Origin of the sequence: Pseudomonas sp. (assembly GCF_030147005.1) — a bacterium.
Lineage (GTDB): Bacteria > Pseudomonadota > Gammaproteobacteria > Pseudomonadales > Pseudomonadaceae > Aquipseudomonas.
On record NZ_JASLAW010000252.1, the window covers coordinates 24,600 to 43,420 of the forward strand.

Consider the following 18,821-nt stretch of genomic DNA (forward strand, 5'->3'; position numbering starts at 1 on the left):
GGCTAACAAATCGCCTGATTAAAAACCACCCCAAAAAAATACGGGTATACGGAGATCGCACCATGCAGCGTCGCAGTTTGATCAAGGCTTTCACGTTGTCGGCATCCCTTGCCGCCATGGGTTTGACCTGGACCGTCCAGGCCGCCGAGACCATCAAGGTCGGCATCCTGCATTCGCTGTCGGGCACCATGGCGATTTCCGAAACCTCGCTTAAAGACATGGCGCTGATGACCATCGACGAGATCAACGCCAAGGGCGGTGTGAACGGCAAGATGCTCGAGCCGGTTGTGGTCGACCCGGCGTCGAACTGGCCGCTGTTCGCCGAAAAGGGCCGCCAGTTGCTGACCCAGGACAAGGTCGCCGTGGTGTTCGGCTGCTGGACCTCGGTGTCGCGCAAATCGGTATTGCCGGTGTTCGAAGAACTCAATGGCCTGCTGTTCTACCCGGTGCAATACGAAGGCGAAGAGATGTCGCCCAACGTGTTCTACACCGGCGCGGCGCCCAACCAGCAGGCGATCCCGGCGGTGGAGTACCTGATGAGCGAAGAAGGCGGCGGCGCCAAGCGCTTCTTCCTGCTGGGCACCGACTACGTGTACCCGCGCACCACCAACAAAATCCTGCGCTCGTTCCTGCACGCCAAAGGCGTGGCGGACAAGGACATCGAAGAGGTCTACACGCCGTTCGGCCACAGCGACTACCAGACCATCGTCGCCAACATCAAGAAGTTCTCCGCCGGCGGCAAGACCGCTGTGATCTCCACCGTGAACGGCGACTCCAACGTGCCGTTCTACAAAGAGCTGGCCAACCAGGGCCTGAAGGCCACCGACGTACCGGTGGTGGCGTTCTCGGTGGGTGAAGAAGAACTGCGCGGCATCGACACCAAGCCATTGGTGGGCAACCTTGCCGCCTGGAACTACTTCCAGTCGGTGGAAAACCCGGTGAACCAGAAGTTCGTCGCCGACTGGAAAGCCTACGCCAAGAAACACAACCTGCCGGGCGCCGACAAAGCCGTGACCAACGACCCGATGGAGGCCACCTACGTGGGCATTCATATGTGGGCGCAGGCGGCGCAGAAGGCCAAGTCCACCGACGTCGACAAAGTACGTGAAGCCCTGGCCGGCCAGACCTTCGACGCACCGTCGGGCTTCACCCTGACCATGGACAAGACCAACCACCACCTGCACAAGCCGGTGATGATCGGCGAGATCCAGGCCGACGGGCAGTTCTCGGTGGTGTGGCAGACCCAGGAACCGATCCGCGCGCAGCCGTGGAGCCCGTACATCCCAGGCAATGACAAGAAGCCGGACTACGCGGTGAAGAGCAACTAAGCCCGACTCGATCTGAATGTGGGAGCGGGCTTGCTCGCGAATGCGCGGTGTCAGCAATACACCTGTCAGTGACACACCGCCTTCGCGAGCAAGCCCGCTCCCCAGTTTTCGGCCGCGCATGATCAGGACATTTGTGTATGCCCACTGCCCTTAAACGTTATTTGCTGACGCTGCTGCTGTTGCTGCCTTTCGCCGCACACGCCGGCGACGCCGAAGACTTCCTGGCCGCCAACCCCGCGCAGCAAGCCAAGCTCCTGCAGGACTGGGCCGCCCAGCCCGACCCGGCGCGCATCGAACTGGTGGACGCCCTGCAACAAGGCCGGCTCACGCTCAACGGCGAAACCAAAACCCTGCGCCTGAACAACCGTCTGCGCGGGCTGATCGACAATGTGCAGGCCAGCCAGCAACTGCTCGCCGCTGACCCCAAGGTACGCCTCAATGCGGCGCGCACCCTGCAAAAAAGTGCGGTGCCGGCGCAACTGAAATTCCTCGACCAGCAGGTCGCCGCCGAGCCCGACGAGGATGTGCACAGCGCCCTCAGCCTGGCCCTGGCCAACCTGCAACTGGTCGACACCGACCCGGTGGTGCGCCTGGCCGCCGTGCGCTTGCTTGGCAGCACCGGCGACCCACTGGCCCGCACGCGCCTCGAAGCCCTGCTCGCGCCCGGCGTCGAAACCGATGCCGGCGTGCACACCGCCGCCGAAACCAGCCTGGCCCAGGTCAAACGCAAACTGATGTTCGGCGAGGTCCTCGGCCAGGCCTTCAGCGGCATGTCGCTGGGCTCGATTCTGTTGCTCGCGGCCCTGGGCCTGGCGATCACCTTCGGCCTGCTCGGCGTGATCAATATGGCCCACGGCGAGATGCTGATGCTCGGCGCCTATTGCACCTATGTCGTGCAGTTGCTGGTGCAGCGTTACGTGCCCCAGGCCATCGAGTTCTACCCGTTGATCGCGCTACCGGTGGCGTTCTTTGTCACGGCCGCCATCGGCATGGCACTGGAGCGTACGGTGATTCGTCATCTGTATGGCCGCCCGCTGGAAACCCTGCTCGCCACCTGGGGCATCAGCCTGATGCTGATTCAACTGGTGCGCCTGGTGTTCGGCGCACAGAACGTCGAAGTGTCCAACCCCGCCTGGCTGTCCGGGGGCATCCAGGTATTGCCCAACCTGGTGCTGCCGTACAACCGCATCGTGATCATTGCCTTCGCCCTGTTCGTGGTGGTGCTGACCTGGCTGCTGCTGAACAAAACGCGCCTGGGCCTCAACGTGCGCGCCGTCACCCAGAACCGCAACATGGCGGCCTGCTGCGGTGTGCCGACAGGGCGTGTGGACATGCTCGCGTTTGGCCTGGGGTCCGGCATTGCGGGGCTGGGCGGCGTCGCCCTGAGCCAGGTCGGCAACGTCGGCCCGGACCTGGGCCAGAGCTACATCATCGACTCGTTCCTGGTGGTGGTGCTTGGCGGCGTGGGCCAGCTCGCCGGCAGCGTCACCGCGGCCTTTGGCCTGGGCATCGCCAACAAGATTCTGGAACCTGCAATCGGCGCCGTGCTCGGCAAGATCCTGATCCTCGCGCTGATCATTCTGTTTATCCAGAAACGCCCGCAGGGACTCTTCGCACTGAAAGGACGGGTGATCGACTGATGAACCAGCCATTGATGCTCACGGCCGCGCAGAAAGCCGGCCCCTGGGTGACGATTACCCTCGGCGCGACAGTACTCGCAGTGCTGCTGGCGCTGCCGTTGCTGTCGCTGTTGCCGGCGGACAATGTGTTTCATATTTCGGCCTACACCTTGACGCTGACAGGCAAGATCCTCTGCTATGCCATCGTCGCCCTGGCGCTCGATCTGGTGTGGGGCTACGCCGGGATGTTGTCCCTGGGCCACGGCTTGTTCTTTGCCCTGGGCGGTTACGCGATGGGCATGTACCTGATGCGCCAGGCGTCCGGCGAGGCGTTGCCGGCGTTCATGACTTTTTTGTCGTGGACCGAATTGCCCTGGTACTGGATCGGCACTCAACACTTCTGGTGGGCGCTGTGCCTGGTGGTGCTGGCGCCAGGCCTCTTGGCCCTGGTGTTCGGCTTCTTCGCCTTCCGCTCGCGGATCAAGGGCGTGTATTTCTCGATCATGACCCAGGCCCTGACCTTCGCCGGCATGCTGCTGTTCTTTCGCAACGAAACCGGGTTGGGCGGCAACAACGGCTTTACCAACTTTCGCAGCATCCTCGGCTTCGGCATCACCGAGCCGGGCACCCGGGCGGTGTTGTTCGTGGCCACGGTACTGCTGCTGGTGGCGAGCCTGTTCATCGGCTGGCGGCTGGCCCGGAGCAAATTCGGCCGGGTGCTCACCGCCTTGCGTGACGCGGAAAACCGTCTGATGTTCTGCGGCTATGACCCGCGCGGTTTCAAGCTGTTCGTGTGGGTGTTGAGCGCGGTGTTGTGCGGCTTGGCGGGGGCGTTGTATGTGCCGCAGGTGGGCATCATCAACCCCAGCGAAATGTCGCCGACCAACTCCATCGAAGCCGCCGTCTGGGTGGCCCTGGGCGGGCGCGGCACCTTGATCGGCCCGCTGCTCGGCGCTGGTGTGGTCAATGGCATGAAAAGCTGGTTCACCGTGGCCTTTCCGGAGTACTGGCTGTTCTTCCTCGGGGCGTTGTTCATCATCGTCACCCTGTACTTGCCCAAGGGCGTTATCGGCTTGCTGAAGAAATGAGGAACGTCATGCTTGAACCTGTTTTCGACGCGGGCAGCGGCCGCGAGGCCATCGGTATCGGCCAGGCCGCAGGCAAGGGCCTGAACACCCGCCACGGCACCATCCTGACCCTGGAGGACATCAGCGTCAGCTTCGATGGTTTCAAGGCACTGAACGACCTGAACCTGTACATCGGCGTCGGCGAACTGCGCTGCATCATCGGCCCCAACGGCGCGGGCAAGACCACGCTGATGGACGTGATCACCGGCAAGACCCGGCCCAGCCATGGCAACGCCTGGTTTGGCGAAACCCTGGACCTCACCGCCATGAACGAAGTGCAGATCGCCCAGGCCGGTATCGGTCGCAAGTTCCAGAAACCCACGGTGTTCGAAGCCCTCACGGTGTTCGAAAACCTTGAGCTGGCGCAGAAGGCCGACAAGTCCGTATGGGCCAGCCTGCGCGCACGCTTGAGCGGCGAGCAGAAAGACCGTATCGATGAAGTGCTCGACACCATCCGCCTCAGCGCCTCGGTGCAGCGCCCGGCCGGGTTGCTGTCCCACGGGCAGAAGCAGTTCCTGGAAATCGGCATGTTGTTGATGCAGGACCCGCAACTGTTGCTGCTGGACGAACCGGTGGCGGGCATGACCGACGCCGAAACCGAATTCACCGCCGAACTGTTCAAGCGCCTGGCGGGCAAGCATTCGTTGATGGTGGTGGAGCATGACATGGGCTTTGTCGGCTCGATTGCCGACCACGTCACCGTGCTGCACCAGGGCAGCGTGCTGGCCGAAGGATCGCTGGAACAGGTTCAGGCCGATGAGCGCGTGATCGAGGTGTACCTCGGTCGTTGACGCGACTTGCTTTAGTAGCAATTGAGGAGGTTTCGAGAATGCTGCAAGTCGACAAGCTGCACCAGTACTACGGCGGTAGTCACATCCTGCGCGGTCTGTCGTTTGACGTGAAGATCGGCGAAGTCACCTGCCTGCTCGGCCGCAACGGTGTGGGCAAGACCACCCTGCTCAAGTGCCTTATGGGCCTGTTGCCGGCCAAGGAAGGCGCGGTGAGTTGGGAGGGCAAGGCGATTACCGGCTTCAAGCCGCACCAGCGCGTGCACGCCGGCATTGCCTACGTGCCCCAGGGCCGGGAGATTTTCGGGCGGCTGACAGTGGAAGAAAACCTGTTGATGGGCCTTTCGCGTTTCCCTGGCGCCGAAGCCAGGCAAGTGCCCGACTTTATCTACGAGCTGTTCCCGGTGTTGCTGCAGATGAAACACCGGCGCGGCGGTGATTTGTCCGGCGGCCAGCAGCAACAGCTGGCCATCGGCCGCGCCTTGGCGAGCCGCCCGCGCTTGTTGATTCTCGATGAGCCCACCGAAGGCATCCAGCCGTCGGTGATCAAGGAAATCGGCGCGGTGATCAAGAAACTCGCGGCACGCGGCGACATGGCGATCCTTCTGGTGGAGCAGTTCTACGACTTCGCCGCCGAACTGGCCGACCAGTACCTGGTGATGTCGCGGGGGGAAATCGTGCAGCAGGGCCGTGGTGAAAATATGCAAAGCGAGGGTGTGCGCGGTCTTGTAACCATCTAATCTGTAGCGTCCTGACGATAAGCAAAAACCATGAATCTGCCCGTCACCCCTGCCCTGTTCACCCCCAGCTGGCACGCCGAGCTGGAACTCGGCTATGCGCGTTTCGGCGACACCACACGCCCGGTGCTGCGCCGCCATCTCGGCCCTTTGCGCGTGCAAAAACACCTGTACGCCGAAGGCCCCGAGGTGTGCCAGCACATCATCGTGCACCCGCCCGGCGGAATTGCCGGCGGCGATCGCCTCGCTATCAGCGCGCAGGTTGCCGAAGGCGCCTGGGCACAATTGACCAGCCCCGGCGCGGCCAAGTGGTACCGCGCCGGCGGCCCGGCATTCCAGCAGCTTGAGCTGACCGTGCAAGCCGGTGCGACATTGGAGTGGCTGCCGCAGGAGACCATTGTCTTCAGCGCCGCCCAGGCCGAACTCGGTACGCGCATCGAACTGCACGGTGATGCGCGGTTGTTCTACTGGGACGTGGTCGCCCTCGGGCGCCCGGCCAGCGGCGAGCGGTTCGACCTGGGCCACTTTCAATCACAGCTGGATATCCGTCGCGACGGCCAGTTGCTCTGGCATGAGCGCCAGCGCATTGTGGGCGGCGATGGGTTGCTGGATTCGCCTATCGGGCTGGATGGGCAACCGGTGTTTGCCACCTTGCTGGTGACCGGTGAAATCGATCCGCAACTGCTTGAACAATGCCGCTCACTGCCCCACGCGGTGCGCGGCGACTTGACCCAATTGCCCGGTTTGCTGGTAGCGCGCTGCCTGGCCGGCGAAGCGCTGCTGGCACGGGCGTGGTTGATTGATTTATGGCGGTTGTTGCGGCCTGCCCTACTCGGCCGGGAAGCGGTACCACCAAGAATCTGGAGCACATGAAGACCCGCCCTTCTGTAGGAGCGAGCTTGCTCGCGAAGAACGCACAGGCGCCGCGGCCCACAAGAAGCACTGCGTTATCGTTAATGTTTTTCGCGAGCAAGCTCGCTCCTACAGGGGTTGGCGTTTGCCCTTAAATTGCATGATGAAGGACCTTGAACCATGGACCTGACCCCACGGGAAAAAGACAAACTGCTGATCTTCACCGCAGGCCTCGTCGCCGAGCGGCGCCTGGCACGGGGGGTGAAGCTCAACTATCCGGAAACCATCGCCTACATCTCCGCAGCCTTGATGGAGGGAGCACGCGATGGCCGCACCGTGGCTGAGCTGATGCACGTGGGCACCACCCTGCTCAGCCGCGAACAGGTGATGGAAGGCATCCCGGAAATGATCCCGGACATCCAGGTGGAAGCCACCTTCCCTGACGGCACCAAGCTGGTCACCGTCCATCAACCCATTGCATAGGGCGCGGCCATGATTCGTGACGCAACCGAACACGACCTGCCGGCGATCCGCGACATCTACAACGACGCGGTGTTGAACACCACGGCGATCTGGAATGAACAACCGGTCGACCTGGCTAACCGTCAGGCGTGGTTCAGCGCCCGCCAGGCCCAGGGCTATCCGATTCTGGTGGCCGTGGACAACGCCGAAGTCACCGGCTACGCCTCGTTCGGCGACTGGCGGCCGTTCGAGGGCTTTCGCTACAGCGTCGAGCACTCGGTGTACGTGCGCGACGACCAGCGCGGCAAGGGCCTCGGCCCGCGCTTGATGGAGGCCCTGATCGAACGCGCGCGCATTGGCGGCAAACAGGTGATGGTCGCGGCCATCGAAAGCGGCAATCTGGCCTCGATCCGCCTGCATGAACGCCTGGGTTTCATCACCACGGGGCAGATGCCGCAAGTGGGTATCAAGTTCGGCCGATGGCTCGACCTGACCTTTATGCAACTGGCCCTGAACCCCGGCGCCGAACCGCCCAAGGAGTGAGATCAATGAGCGCTGCACAACTGCGTCGCGTCAATGCTGAAAGCTTTGCCCATTACCGCCTCGGCTTGGTCGAGCTGTTGCTGGACGCGGTCCGGCATGGCGCCTCGGTCGGCTTCATGGCCGACTTCGATGAGGCCCAGGCCCACGCGTACCTGACCGGCGTGCAAGCCGGCATCGAAGACGCCGACCTGCTGCTGTGGGTGGTGGTGCGCGAAGAACAAGTGATGGCCAGTGTGCAGTTGGCGCTGTGCCGCAAAGCCAATGGCCTGAACCGCGCCGAGGTGCAAAAACTGCTGGTACACAGCGGTGCGCGGCGCCACGGCCTGGGCCAGCAACTGATGAATGTTCTGGAGCTCGCCGCACGCCAGCACAAGCGCGGCCTGTTGTACCTCGACACCGAGGCCGGCTCCGATGCCGAGGCCTTCTACCAGTCACTGAGCTACACCAAAATCGGAGAGTTGCCCGACTACTGCCAAAGCCCGGACGGGCGCTACAGCCCGACCGCCATTTACTTCAAGACCCTGGGGCACCCTGCATGATTCCTGGCGAATACCGGATCCAGCCTGGCGAGATCGAACTGAACGTGGGCCGACGCACCCTCAGCCTGAGCGTGGCCAACAGCGGCGACCGCCCGATTCAGGTGGGCTCGCATTACCATTTTTTCGAAACCAACGATGCGCTGGAATTCGACCGCGCCGCGAGCCGTGGCATGCGTTTGAATATTCCGGCGGGGACGGCGGTGCGGTTCGAGCCGGGGCAGAGTCGGGAGGTTGAGCTGGTGGACTTGAGCGGAGGGCGCCGGGTGTTCGGATTTGCCGGGCGGATCATGGGCGACCTTTAGGGGCTCTTGCCTGGGATAGCGGTTTCACATTCACATTTTTATCAGGGCACCCACACATGAAAATCACCCGCCAAGCCTACGCCGACATGTACGGCCCCACCGTCGGTGACAAGGTCCGCCTGGCCGACACCGAGCTGTTCGTCGAAGTGGAGCAGGATTTCACCGTCTACGGCGAAGAAGTGAAATTCGGCGGCGGCAAGGTGATCCGTGACGGCCAGGGCCAAAGCCAGTTGCTCGCCCATGAAGTGGTCGACACCCTGATCACCAACGCGCTGATCATCGACCACTGGGGCATCGTCAAGGCCGACGTAGGCCTGAAAAACGGCCGCATCCACGCCATTGGCAAAGCCGGCAACCCCGACATCCAGCCCGGCGTGACCATGGCCATCGGCGCCAGCACCGAAGTGATCGCCGGCGAAGGCATGATCCTCACCGCCGGCGGTATCGACTCCCACGTGCATTTCATCTGCCCGCAGCAGATCGAAGAGGCGCTGACCAGTGGCGTCACCACCATGATCGGCGGCGGTACGGGACCTGCCACCGGCACCAACGCCACCACCTGCACGTCCGGCCCGTGGCACCTGGCGCGCATGCTGCAGGCCAGCGACTCGTTCCCGATGAACATCGGTTTCACCGGCAAGGGCAACGCCAGTTTGCCGGAACCGTTGATCGAGCAGGTCAAGGCCGGAGCCATCGGTTTGAAGCTGCATGAAGACTGGGGCACCACGCCCGCCAGCATTGATAACTGCCTGAACGTCGCCGACCAATACGACGTGCAGGTGGCGATCCACAGTGACACCCTCAATGAGTCCGGCTTCGTCGAAACCACACTTGCCGCGCTCAAGGGCCGCACCATTCACACCTACCACACCGAAGGTGCCGGTGGCGGCCACGCGCCGGACATCATCAAGGCCTGCGGTTTCCCCAACGTGCTGCCCAGCTCCACCAACCCGACCCGGCCGTTCACGCGCAATACCATCGACGAACACCTGGACATGCTGATGGTCTGCCATCACCTGGACCCAAGCATTGCCGAAGACGTGGCGTTCGCCGAAAGCCGCATCCGCCGCGAAACCATCGCCGCCGAAGACATCCTTCACGACCTCGGCGCGTTCTCGATGATCAGCTCCGACAGCCAGGCCATGGGCCGCGTCGGCGAGGTGATCACACGCACCTGGCAGACCGCCGACAAGATGAAAAAACAACGCGGCGCCCTGCCCGGTGACGGCCCGGGCAACGATAACTTTCGCGCCAAACGTTATATCGCCAAGTACACCATCAACCCGGCAATCACCCACGGCATCAGCCATATCGTCGGCTCGATAGAAGTGGGCAAATGGGCTGACCTGGTGCTGTGGCGCCCGGCATTTTTCGGCATCAAGCCGACGCTGATCCTCAAGGGCGGCGCGATTGCGTCGAGCTTGATGGGTGATGCCAATGCGTCGATCCCCACCCCGCAACCGGTGCACTACCGCCCCATGTTCGCCAGCTTCGGCAGTTCGCTGCACGCCACCAGCCTGACCTTTATCAGCCAGGCGGCGCTGGCGGAGGGTTTGCCCGAGGCGCTGGGGTTGAAAAAACAGATCGCCGTGGTCAAGGGCTGCCGCGACGTGCAGAAAACCGACTTGATCCACAACGACTACCTGCCCAGCATCGAGGTCGACCCACAGACCTACCAGGTCAAGGCCGACGGCGTGTTGCTATGGTGCGAACCGGCGCAGGTGCTGCCCATGGCGCAGCGTTACTTTTTGTTCTGAGGCGGATGCAACGGCTTCACTGTCTCCACTCGCGCCTGCAAAAAAGCAGCGCAGCCGTTGCCTCAAAACGGTGATCACAGGTCGGTCGCTTCCTCCCCGGAAGGGCCGCTTGCCGCCTGATCCAGCGGGTGCTCGGCCAGTTCCGTGCGGGTTAGGGTCTCGATCAACTCAGCTTCCACGATTGCCATTTGAGCCTGCAGGTCGTTGCCCGCCGAGGCGTATTCGGCTGCCGTGATTTCGCCGGCGGCCACCTTCTGGTCCAGCGCAAGGCTCTGATTCAGGTAGGGCTCTCGTTGGGCTTCGAATTGCGTTCGGTATTTGTTGGTCACGTATTCTTGCCAGTATTCACGCCCAAGCAATGCCTGGAACTCTTGGGGTGAGTCATCCAGCGCCACGACTTGTGCATAGGCCTCATCCAGCATCGTCTGGGTAACGCGCCCCAGGTCGGTGAACCTGACGCGCTGAGGTTGCGCCGGCAATTGCAGGCGCTCCTTGAGGCCATAACGATAGGCCAGCCGTATCTCCACTTCTTCCAGCAGCGCGATCTGGGTTTGCTTCTGGGCGGGCGTAAGCCTGGCGTCGGACATGATCGCCTGGGTGCGCCGAGCAATATCCTGCAGGGCGATTTTTTCCACTTGGTCCAAGCGGAACAGGCCTCTGGACAACTTCAAAAAGTCCACCACGTGGGTCTGGTCCAGCGCCAATGCCCGCGCTCGGAACACCAGCGTCATGATTTCAAGGTTACTGAACGACAACGCCGCACGGTCGCAACAGGCAGGCTGGCCCGCCCACTCGAACATTTCCTTGCGCAGGTTTTCGGATTCGGCAGTGTTTTCGCTGATCGCGTCCAGCACGTCCCAGACCCGCCGTTGCAGCTCGGCGTGGTCTTCACCCGCGGCCTCAAGGTCTGTGAACACGCGAAAGAACCCGTCCGCGCCTTCCTGCTCCGCGAGGCTCAGCCATTGGGCTTTTCGGGCGACGGTCTGTTCGGCGGAGAACCCCCTGGACCAGCGCGAAAACCGCCCGACGGCTTCGGTGCTGGGTGCACTTTGCGCGCGAATATCCAATGCCGTTCTTACCAACCGGTTCGACGTAGCCGTCTCTGACAGCCCGGCCTGCACAAGCCGTTCACCGTAGGCCCTCACCTGTTGCAGCGTGGCCTCGGTCAACAGGTTTTCCGACACCGTGGTCACGTTATTGACCCGCGCCGACTGCGCCAGCAGCGCGTCCGGCGGCGCGATGACCGCGTCGGGGATCGTGGTGATGTGGTTGCCTTGCAACATGATGTTGTCCAGTAACGGTTGCTCTCCCAAGCCGGTCGGCCAGGTACTGATACCCGCGTTCTGCAGGAACAACGAACGCATGTCCGGCATTTGACTGAAGTCCGGCGTTATTCCAAGGCGGTTGCCGCTCAGGATCAACCCCCTGAGCGTGACTCGCCCAGACACAATCGCGGCAGTTTCAGGGGTCAGGCTCATGAGGTTGTTGCGCAGGTCCAGGATGGTCAGCCCGTTCATTTCGCCCACGGCCGGGGGCAGTTCCCTGAGCTGGTTGTCGGTCATGTACAAGCGGCGCAGGTGTTTGAAGCGTGCCAGGAAGCCCTCCGGCGATGTGCTCAGGCTCATGTTATTCAACTTGAGCGAGCCCACGTGGCTGAAGTCCACATCAAGGTCCGGCAAGCTGTGCAGTTGCAGACCACTCAGGTCGAGCTCAAGCCCGATGGGGGTGCCGTCATGGGCGCGCACCTGCGGGGTTTCCTGGCGCCAGCAGCTCAATATGCGGTCGACGGCCTTGAGCCGATCACTTCGGTTTGCAGGGTGGGTGTCGCGGGCGCGGATGTAGCGCTGGCGTTCGCCGCCACCCGTGTCCGACCAGGCGTTCAACTGCCGTTGCAGCACATCGAACGCTTGTTCGCGGCTGAGCAATTGCGCTTGCGCGTCCTCGCCGAGCGCCCAGAAAAACTCACGCGCTTGGCGTGTGCTTTTGTCGGGGTACATCCGACGAATCTTGGCGACCCACGGGTTATAGCTGGAAAACGCGTCGGGATTGGCGGCCTGCGCCACGTCGGGGAAAGCCTCGGCCACGCGCTGCCAAAAGCTGTCCAGTTGCTGCCAGTAATCGGCCGGAAACGGGTTGCCCTGAAGCAGCGTGACACCATTGATGCGCGCCACCGCCCTGAGCTGATCGGCCGGTGGGTTGAGGTGCGCCTGCGGCACCTCGCGCAATTGGTTAAAGCGTAAATCGACGTTTTCCAGGCCGGCCTGGTTCAGTAAGCCCATGGGCCACTGCTCGATCTGCGTGTTGTGCAGGTCCAGGTTTTTCAGTCTTGCCATGCCACTGAAGTCGGGCGTCATTGTCAGAGGGTTGCCCGCAAGGTCGAGTGTTTCAAGGCTGCGCAGGCCACTCAGTCTGGCGGCGCTTTGTGCGTCCAGGCGGATTCTGTTCGAGCGCAGGTTGAGGGTGGTCAACCTGTTCATGTCGCCGATCACATCGGGTAATGCCTCCAGCCTGGCTTCGAGGGTCAAACGTTTGAGATGCGCAAAATTCTTGAGGAACACATCGCTCGCCGGGGACCAGGCGCCCTTATAGATCGAAAGCGTGTCGACATGGCTGAAGTCGGCGCTTAATGCCGGCAGTTCTTTTTGCTGCATGAGCAATTTCAGCTCCGACCCGGTCTCCCGGCGCCAGCAGCTTTTTATTTTCTTGGCGATCGCCTCCGCGTGCGTTCCCGCCGCTTCCGTGACGGCCGGGGGGTTGGCCTGCACCCACGCTTTGAGCTGGTTTTTCAGCGTCGCGTATTCGTTTTCCCAATGCCCCAACCCTGCCCGCACATGCTCGCCCAGCGACTCGATAAAGGCGCTGACCTGTTCATCGGTAAACGTGGGGAAGAGTTTGCGCACCCGTGCTTGAGCGGAGAGAAACACGTTAGCCGCGCCAGACAGCAACTGTCGCACCCCAGGGCCACCGCCCAGCAAACGCATGGCGGGGTCGTAGGCCGGACGAGTTTGCGGATGGTCCTCCAGCACCGTACTGAACCGGTCGCGGGACAACGGGCTTTTTTGAATGCCTTGCTTGAGCTGCCCGGCCTCGCTGAACCCGAGTTGCTGGCGCTCGACGGCCGATAAAGCGTCCCAGGCCGCGGTATAGAAATCCCCTGGGATACGCGCCGAGAATTGACCGTTCTCTTGCAGGATCAGGGTCTTGCTGACCGGCGAATCCACGGCGCCGATGGCATCCAGCAGCGTGCCCTGGGCCGAATAATGCCGCAGCTCCACGCGCGTTCCCCGTCGCCATCCGGGTAACGTTTCAAGGGTGCGCAAGGCCAGCCGCTGGCTGTCGATGCTGGTCAGGGTGTCCAGGTAAAGCCCCTCATAAGCACGGGACATCCGCGTTTGCTGCGCGTACCAGTTCGCGTGCTCGGCCAACCATTCGGGCAACCGCCGAGTGGTGCGCAGCAACTGCAAGTCTTCGGCGCCGAGGCTGGCGATCAACTGCTCGGCGACCGACGTCGGCAGCTTGGGGTGGGCATCCTGCAGACGCTGCACGTCTGCATTATCGGTACGGGTACGCGCTTGATAACGTTCCTCCAGCATGCCGAGCTTGAAGCTGTCGACAGCGTGACCGATGGCCAGCCGGACCTTGGCGGCCCTCACGTACAGCGAATCGGCGGGCTCTCCGGGGATCTGCTCGAGCGTCGGGTCCAGGCCCTCCAGCGTGAGCAGCACGTCTTTGATCAATTCACCAGCGGACAACGCGTTCTCATGCAGCGCGATAACGCGTCGGGGTTGCGTCAGCACCGAGGGGGCGTCCCAGAGCACCCGGCCATTGCTGTCGATCACCCTGAGCGGCGGTGTGTCGGGCAGCATTCCACGGCGCTGCATCATGTGCAGTTGAAACGCCGGGTCGGCCTTGGCATACACCGCAGGGTCGGTGCTTTTCATCTGCTCGACGAAGGTGGTGAGCTCTTGATGGAGCTTGAACCGCTCAAGCGTATCGAGCAGCAGCAACGGCGCGGGCTCCTGCTCGACAAAGGCCTGACGCAACACATCGGGCGCCACGCCACTGGCCGCCTGGGCCTGCTCCAGCTGTTCGGTGCTGAGCGACGCATGCTCAAGCCCCATGCGTCGTCTCAATGTCGCTGCGTCCCAGGTCAGGGGTTCTTCGGCTTCATGGCTCCAGGCACCCGCCTGGTTATGCTCCACGTGCGGCGCATAGGCCTCGGGGCGGGTGGGGTGCTGGATGCGGTATTGGCCGGTGTTCGCGTCCTTTTTGAGGCTGTAGTGTTTGCCCTCGATCGGCACGATTGTCTGGCCTTCGTGCCGATACAACCCCAGTTCATCGGGCTTGGCGTCCGGCGCCGGCCTGGCCGGGGTCTCGTACGCCGAGAGGTCTGGGTTCCAGAGTTTTTGCTGGCCTGTCGGCAGCGTGACCGGCCTCAGGTGGTCAATCGAACTGACCCAGCGCACCTTGGGCAGCACCACGCCGCCGCTGGCGATGAACCCCGCATTCAGGGCCACGCTGGCGTAGTGCGCCCACATCTGCCTGATATCGCCTTCCTCGTACGCTTCGATGCCCTCAAATACCTCGTCGCACATTTGCGCCATGCCCACGGCCAGCATGATCGGCCCCAACCCCGGCAAGACGAACGCCGCCAGGTTGAACACATTGAGCACCGCGTCCTCGAAGCTTTGCAGGCGGGCGAGCCGGGCGTTGCGGTCTTCGGTTTCGGTAGGTACGGCAACGGCTCTGGCATCGCCGATGATCTTCTGGATCTGCTGTTGCCGCTGGTGCTGCCACAGGTTGCCGACAATGCTCGCTTCATCCAGCGGCAGCCTCGCCGGGTTGGCCTGGAGCGGGTAATCGCCTTGTACCCCATTGCCCGCATCGGGCTGGTACAAGGCATTGAAGTGTTTAAAGAACACCCCCTGCTGACGCTGCGGCACGAAACGACTGAAAAAACGCCGGTAGGAAACACTGTGCAATCGCGTACGCAAATCGACCATGAAGTCGGCGCTCGAGGCATATTCCCTGAGCGGTTGCTGCGGGTCATTGGGCAGGTAGGCCACCAGGCGTTCGACCCGCTCGCTGCTCTCGCGCCACGGCCCGAACAGTAACGGCCCGACCAGCTCCACGTTGAAGACTTTCAACCCCGTCACCGTCACTGGCCTGCCGTCGAGGGTGACGTCGCTTTGGCCGGCAATCAGTTGCTTGAGCATTTGGTACGCATCGTCGCTGATGCCTTGGGCGACCTTGCTGGCGTCCGGGGCCTTGGCGAAACCATGGCGGGCGACCTCGGTGCTCAGTGCCAGTAACTGGCGCTGATGCTCATCCAGCTGGCGTTCCAGCGCCTTGCGTTCGGTGTCGGCCTGAGGCTGCACGATGGCCTTGATATGCGCCTGGTACAGCCCACCCAGGTCCAGTTCGCGGCAGAGTTTGGCGAAGTCATGGGGCGCAATCGGCACGGCATGGGCCTTGAGCACCTCAAACGTGGGGACGACCTCGCCCTCGTAATGGCCCCACCGGGTGATGATGTGGCAATCGTTGCAGGGCAGCGGTTTTTCGTCTTCTGGCGCGAAGTTGGCCAGCGCCGCTTCCAGCAGGTTCATCGCCCTGTATTCATAGCGGGTGCTGGGGTCGTTTTGCTGATCGAAGACAAACGCGCCCCAGAAATCGTTGCGACTCGCGGGGGCGTATTTACGTGCGAAATAGACGTTCTTGACGTCCACATCCAGATTGAATCGTTGCTTGATCGCGTCTGTGAGCGGCGCCTGGGCAAACGCCAAAACGTCCTGGATGCCGCCCAGTACGAACTCAACCTGGTTCAGCGACTCACGAAAACGCGTGTGGCTGTCCGCCAGGGCGGCCTTTTGCTGGCCTGTGGCGCTGACGTACCAACTGGGCAGTTGCAGCAGTTGCTCATCGCTGAGTTCTTCCTGGCGCTGCCTGGAACCCTGGATGAACCAGGGCGACACCCGGGCCTTGAGAAAATCGTAATGCACACCCCGAAGGTCGGCATTGAGCCTGCCTTCGGGGGTGGGGACGGGGGGGATGGGAGCGGTGGTGGGCGAAGTCATATCGGGTCATTCCTTGACTGAGCATAAAGCCCTCAGCCTATAGAACGACCCTTTTTCCAAAGCATATATATTGTTCGCGCTGACGAGTGTGGGTCAGCGATTCCAGGTTTCTCTCGGATCAAAAGCAGCCTTTTGCGCCAGCGCCTCCCACAGCGCCTTGACCTCATCGTCGAGGTGTTTGGGCATCACGGCCTTGAGCTGCACGAACAGGCTGCCGCGCGGCTTGTCCTTGCTCATCAGGCCGTGGCCTCTGGCGCGCATACGCTGGCCGTTCTGGCTGCCGGCCGGCACTTTGAGGTTGATCTTGCCGGTGAGGGTCGGCACCGCGACTTCCGTGCCCAAGGCCAATTCCCAGGGCGCCAGGGGCAGCTCGATGACCAGGTCCTGGCCGTCCACCTGGAACTTGGGGTGCGGGGCGAACTTGATGATCAGGTACAGATCGCCATTGGCCCCACCGCCAATCCCCGGCGCGCCCTGGCCCTTGAGGCGGATACGCTCGCCATCGGCCACACCGGCGGGGATCTTCACGTTCAGGCTTTTGGTGGTATTGCTGACGTGGCGCCCCATGGCGTCGTACTGCGGCACCTGGAAGCTGATCTGCTTGGCCTCGTTGGACAGCGTCTCTTCCAGGGACACCGCCAGCTGCATTTCCACATCCTGGCCGTTGCGCCCGGCGCTACGGCGCTGGCCGCCGCCGAAGGCATCGCCACGATTGCCGAAAATCGAGCTGAAGAAGTCCGAGAAATCCTCGGTGCCCTGACCGCCGCCGCCATAACCGCCACGGCTCTGCCACCCTGGCGGGCCCTGGAACGGTTGGCCATGCTGGCCGTATTTGCGCAGCTCGTCGTATTCGGCGCGCTTGTCCGCGCTTTTCAGCGCCTCATAGGCTTCGGACGCGTCCTTGAACTTGGCTTCGGCGTCTTTTTCCTTGCTCACGTCCGGGTGGTATTTGCGCGCGAGCTTGCGGTAGGCCGCCTTTATTTCCTTGTCGTCAGCCGTGGGCGCGACACCCAGAATCTTGTAGTAGTCTTTGAAATCCATCGGAGTATCACCATCCTTCATCGGGATCGCACGGCCTGGGGCACAACGTGCGCTGCTTTGCACCTGTTGAGTGTTGTGGCCAGGGAGTGCGTCAAAAGTGTTATCGGTGACCTGTAAGGCGGCCACCTGACGTATGCAAAGGATGTGGGGGCGATTGGCGCGCTTTCAAGGTGAACGACCCGCGCTATTTAGCGGATGACCGGCCTACGCATCTGCCCGCGACTGGCATACACTGCGCGGCCGTTTTTCAACCGGAACCCGATAGACATGAAAAACCCATCCCCGGCCCGCGCCTGCGGCATCGACTTTGGCACGTCCAACTCCACCGTCGGCTGGATCCGCCCCGGCATGGAGACGCTGATCGCGCTGGAGGACGACAAGATCACCTTGCCGTCGGTGGTGTTCTTCAACTTCGAGGAGCGCCGCCCGGTCTACGGCCGCCTGGCCCTGCACGAATACCTGGAAAACTACGAAGGCCGGCTGATGCGCTCGCTCAAGAGCCTGCTCGGGTCCAAGCTGATCAAGCACGACACCAGCGTGCTCGGCACGGCCATGCCGTTCACCGACCTGCTGGCGCTGTTTATCGGCCAGCTCAAGAGCCGCGCCGAAGCCACCGCCGGCCGTGAGTTCGAGGAAGTGGTGCTGGGCCGCCCGGTGTTTTTCGTCGATGACGACCCCATGGCCGACCAGGAAGCCGAAAACACCCTGGTGGACGTGGCGCGCAAGATCGGCTTCAAGGACATCTCCTTCCAGTACGAACCGATCGCCGCGGCCTTCGACTACGAGTCCACCATCGAGAAAGAAGAGTTGGTGCTGATCGTCGACATTGGCGGAGGTACCTCGGACTTCTCGCTGGTGCGCCTGTCTCCGGAGCGGCGCCACAACGACAACCGCCAGAGCGACATCCTCGCCACCGGCGGCGTGCACATCGGCGGTACCGACTTCGACAAACAACTTTCCCTGGCCGGCATGATGCCGCTGTTCGGCTACGGCAGCCGCATGAAAAGCGGGGCCTACATGCCCACCAGCCACCACATGAACCTGGCCACCTGGCACACCATCAACTCGGTGTACTCGCAAAAATCCCAGCTGGCATTGGGGAGCATGCGCTACGACATCGAAGACACCGGCGGCATCGACCGTTTGTTCAAGCTGATCGAACAACGCGCCGGGCACTGGTTGGCGATGGAAGTGGAAGAAACCAAGATCCAGCTCACCCACGAAGACAGCCGCCATGTACCGCTGGACCGGGTTGAACCGGGCCTGAGCGTTGACCTCACGCGGGCCCTGTTCGAATCGTCCATCGACAACCTGCTCGAGCGCGTGCGGGGCAGCGTGACGCAGTTGCTCAACGATGCTTCGGTGAGCGTGGCGCAGGTGGACACGGTGTTCTTTACCGGTGGTTCCAGCGGCATCCCGGCGCTGCGCCACAGCATCTCGGCGATGCTGCCGAATGCGCGGCATGTGGAAGGCAACATCTTCGGCAGCATTGGCAGCGGCTTGGCGATTGAGGCGAGCAAGCGCTACGGCAGCTGAGTTCTATCTGCAAGCCCGGCTCCCACAGTTGATGGCATTTCAATGTGGGAGCCGGGCTTGCCCTAATGCCAGTCAGTTAAGACAGAACCGGTCCCTGTGGCGAGGGAGCTTGCTCC

At 62.5% G+C, this 18,821-nt stretch carries 14 protein-coding genes; 12 read left to right on the forward strand and 2 right to left on the reverse strand.

Features of this window, described 5'->3' with window-relative positions:
- The first annotated feature begins 62 nt into the window (after positions 1-62).
- The 11 genes from urtA (at position 63) to ureC (ending at position 10,054) form a co-directional block, all read left to right on the forward strand.
- The gene (urtA, locus tag Q1V60_RS24355; RefSeq protein WP_300635609.1) at positions 63-1,328 is read left to right on the forward strand and encodes an urea ABC transporter substrate-binding protein; all 1,266 of its coding nucleotides are present in this window, start codon (positions 63-65) and stop codon (positions 1,326-1,328) included.
- A 137-nt stretch (positions 1,329-1,465) separates the two neighbouring features.
- Positions 1,466-2,968: an urea ABC transporter permease subunit UrtB gene (gene urtB, locus Q1V60_RS24360; protein WP_300635611.1), complete on the forward strand. Its 1,503-nt coding sequence runs from the start codon at positions 1,466-1,468 to the stop codon at positions 2,966-2,968.
- Positions 2,968-4,035, forward strand: a complete 1,068-nt coding sequence (urtC, locus tag Q1V60_RS24365) for an urea ABC transporter permease subunit UrtC (RefSeq protein WP_300635613.1) — start codon at positions 2,968-2,970, stop codon at positions 4,033-4,035. The genes urtB and urtC overlap by 1 nt, the downstream gene beginning before the upstream one ends.
- Complete coding sequence (gene urtD / locus Q1V60_RS24370) at positions 4,032-4,865, forward strand: urea ABC transporter ATP-binding protein UrtD (protein WP_300635615.1); 834 nt, start codon at positions 4,032-4,034, stop codon at positions 4,863-4,865. Before urtC ends, urtD begins: the two co-directional genes overlap by 4 nt.
- 38 nt (positions 4,866-4,903) lie before the next feature.
- Positions 4,904-5,602, forward strand: a complete 699-nt coding sequence (gene urtE, locus Q1V60_RS24375; RefSeq protein WP_300635617.1) for an urea ABC transporter ATP-binding subunit UrtE — start codon at positions 4,904-4,906, stop codon at positions 5,600-5,602.
- Between the two features lie 30 nt (positions 5,603-5,632).
- Entirely contained in the window at positions 5,633-6,472 is an 840-nt protein-coding gene (locus Q1V60_RS24380; protein ID WP_300635619.1) for an urease accessory protein UreD, read from the forward strand.
- A gap of 159 nt (positions 6,473-6,631) precedes the next feature.
- On the forward strand, positions 6,632-6,934 hold the full coding sequence (gene ureA / locus Q1V60_RS24385; RefSeq protein ID WP_300635621.1) for an urease subunit gamma: 303 nt from the start codon (positions 6,632-6,634) through the stop codon (positions 6,932-6,934).
- Between the two features lie 9 nt (positions 6,935-6,943).
- Positions 6,944-7,456 (forward strand): GNAT family N-acetyltransferase, encoded by a 513-nt coding sequence (locus Q1V60_RS24390; protein WP_300635623.1) that lies wholly within the window; start codon positions 6,944-6,946, stop codon positions 7,454-7,456.
- Positions 7,457-7,461: 5 nt separating this feature from the next.
- The gene (locus Q1V60_RS24395; protein WP_300635625.1) at positions 7,462-7,995 is read left to right on the forward strand and encodes a GNAT family N-acetyltransferase; all 534 of its coding nucleotides are present in this window, start codon (positions 7,462-7,464) and stop codon (positions 7,993-7,995) included.
- Positions 7,992-8,297: an urease subunit beta gene (locus Q1V60_RS24400; RefSeq protein ID WP_300635627.1), complete on the forward strand. Its 306-nt coding sequence runs from the start codon at positions 7,992-7,994 to the stop codon at positions 8,295-8,297. The genes Q1V60_RS24395 and Q1V60_RS24400 overlap by 4 nt, the downstream gene beginning before the upstream one ends.
- Before the next feature lie 56 nt (positions 8,298-8,353).
- Positions 8,354-10,054 (forward strand): urease subunit alpha, encoded by a 1,701-nt coding sequence (gene ureC, locus Q1V60_RS24405; RefSeq protein WP_300635629.1) that lies wholly within the window; start codon positions 8,354-8,356, stop codon positions 10,052-10,054.
- A 74-nt stretch (positions 10,055-10,128) separates the two neighbouring features.
- On the opposite strand, the gene Q1V60_RS24410 is transcribed toward ureC, so the two are convergent.
- The gene (locus Q1V60_RS24410) at positions 10,129-16,128 is read right to left on the reverse strand and encodes an NEL-type E3 ubiquitin ligase domain-containing protein (protein ID WP_300635631.1); all 6,000 of its coding nucleotides are present in this window, start codon (positions 16,126-16,128) and stop codon (positions 10,129-10,131) included.
- Positions 16,129-16,221: 93 nt separating this feature from the next.
- Positions 16,222-17,169 (reverse strand): DnaJ C-terminal domain-containing protein, encoded by a 948-nt coding sequence (locus tag Q1V60_RS24415; RefSeq protein WP_300635633.1) that lies wholly within the window; start codon positions 17,167-17,169, stop codon positions 16,222-16,224.
- A gap of 267 nt (positions 17,170-17,436) precedes the next feature.
- Here Q1V60_RS24415 and Q1V60_RS24420 point away from each other — a divergent pair, with 267 nt between their 5' ends.
- A complete protein-coding gene (locus Q1V60_RS24420; RefSeq protein WP_300635634.1) occupies positions 17,437-18,705 on the forward strand; it encodes an Hsp70 family protein in 1,269 nt (422 codons plus the stop codon).
- The last annotated feature ends 116 nt before the right edge of the window (positions 18,706-18,821 follow it).

What these genes read in the sequence shown, in the direction of transcription:
- urtA (WP_300635609.1), top strand. Translation starts at nt 63, where the DNA reads ATGCAGCGTCGCAGTTTGATCAAGGCTTTCACGTTGTCGGCATCCCTT.
- urtB (WP_300635611.1), top strand. Translation starts at nt 1,466, where the DNA reads ATGCCCACTGCCCTTAAACGTTATTTGCTGACGCTGCTGCTGTTGCTG.
- urtC (WP_300635613.1), top strand. Translation starts at nt 2,968, where the DNA reads ATGAACCAGCCATTGATGCTCACGGCCGCGCAGAAAGCCGGCCCCTGG.
- urtD (WP_300635615.1), top strand. Translation starts at nt 4,032, where the DNA reads ATGAGGAACGTCATGCTTGAACCTGTTTTCGACGCGGGCAGCGGCCGC.
- urtE (WP_300635617.1), top strand. Translation starts at nt 4,904, where the DNA reads ATGCTGCAAGTCGACAAGCTGCACCAGTACTACGGCGGTAGTCACATC.
- Q1V60_RS24380 (WP_300635619.1), top strand. Translation starts at nt 5,633, where the DNA reads ATGAATCTGCCCGTCACCCCTGCCCTGTTCACCCCCAGCTGGCACGCC.
- ureA (WP_300635621.1), top strand. Translation starts at nt 6,632, where the DNA reads ATGGACCTGACCCCACGGGAAAAAGACAAACTGCTGATCTTCACCGCA.
- Q1V60_RS24390 (WP_300635623.1), top strand. Translation starts at nt 6,944, where the DNA reads ATGATTCGTGACGCAACCGAACACGACCTGCCGGCGATCCGCGACATC.
- Q1V60_RS24395 (WP_300635625.1), top strand. Translation starts at nt 7,462, where the DNA reads ATGAGCGCTGCACAACTGCGTCGCGTCAATGCTGAAAGCTTTGCCCAT.
- Q1V60_RS24400 (WP_300635627.1), top strand. Translation starts at nt 7,992, where the DNA reads ATGATTCCTGGCGAATACCGGATCCAGCCTGGCGAGATCGAACTGAAC.
- ureC (WP_300635629.1), top strand. Translation starts at nt 8,354, where the DNA reads ATGAAAATCACCCGCCAAGCCTACGCCGACATGTACGGCCCCACCGTC.
- Q1V60_RS24410 (WP_300635631.1), bottom strand. Translation starts at nt 16,128, where the DNA reads ATGACTTCGCCCACCACCGCTCCCATCCCCCCCGTCCCCACCCCCGAA.
- Q1V60_RS24415 (WP_300635633.1), bottom strand. Translation starts at nt 17,169, where the DNA reads ATGGATTTCAAAGACTACTACAAGATTCTGGGTGTCGCGCCCACGGCT.
- Q1V60_RS24420 (WP_300635634.1), top strand. Translation starts at nt 17,437, where the DNA reads ATGAAAAACCCATCCCCGGCCCGCGCCTGCGGCATCGACTTTGGCACG.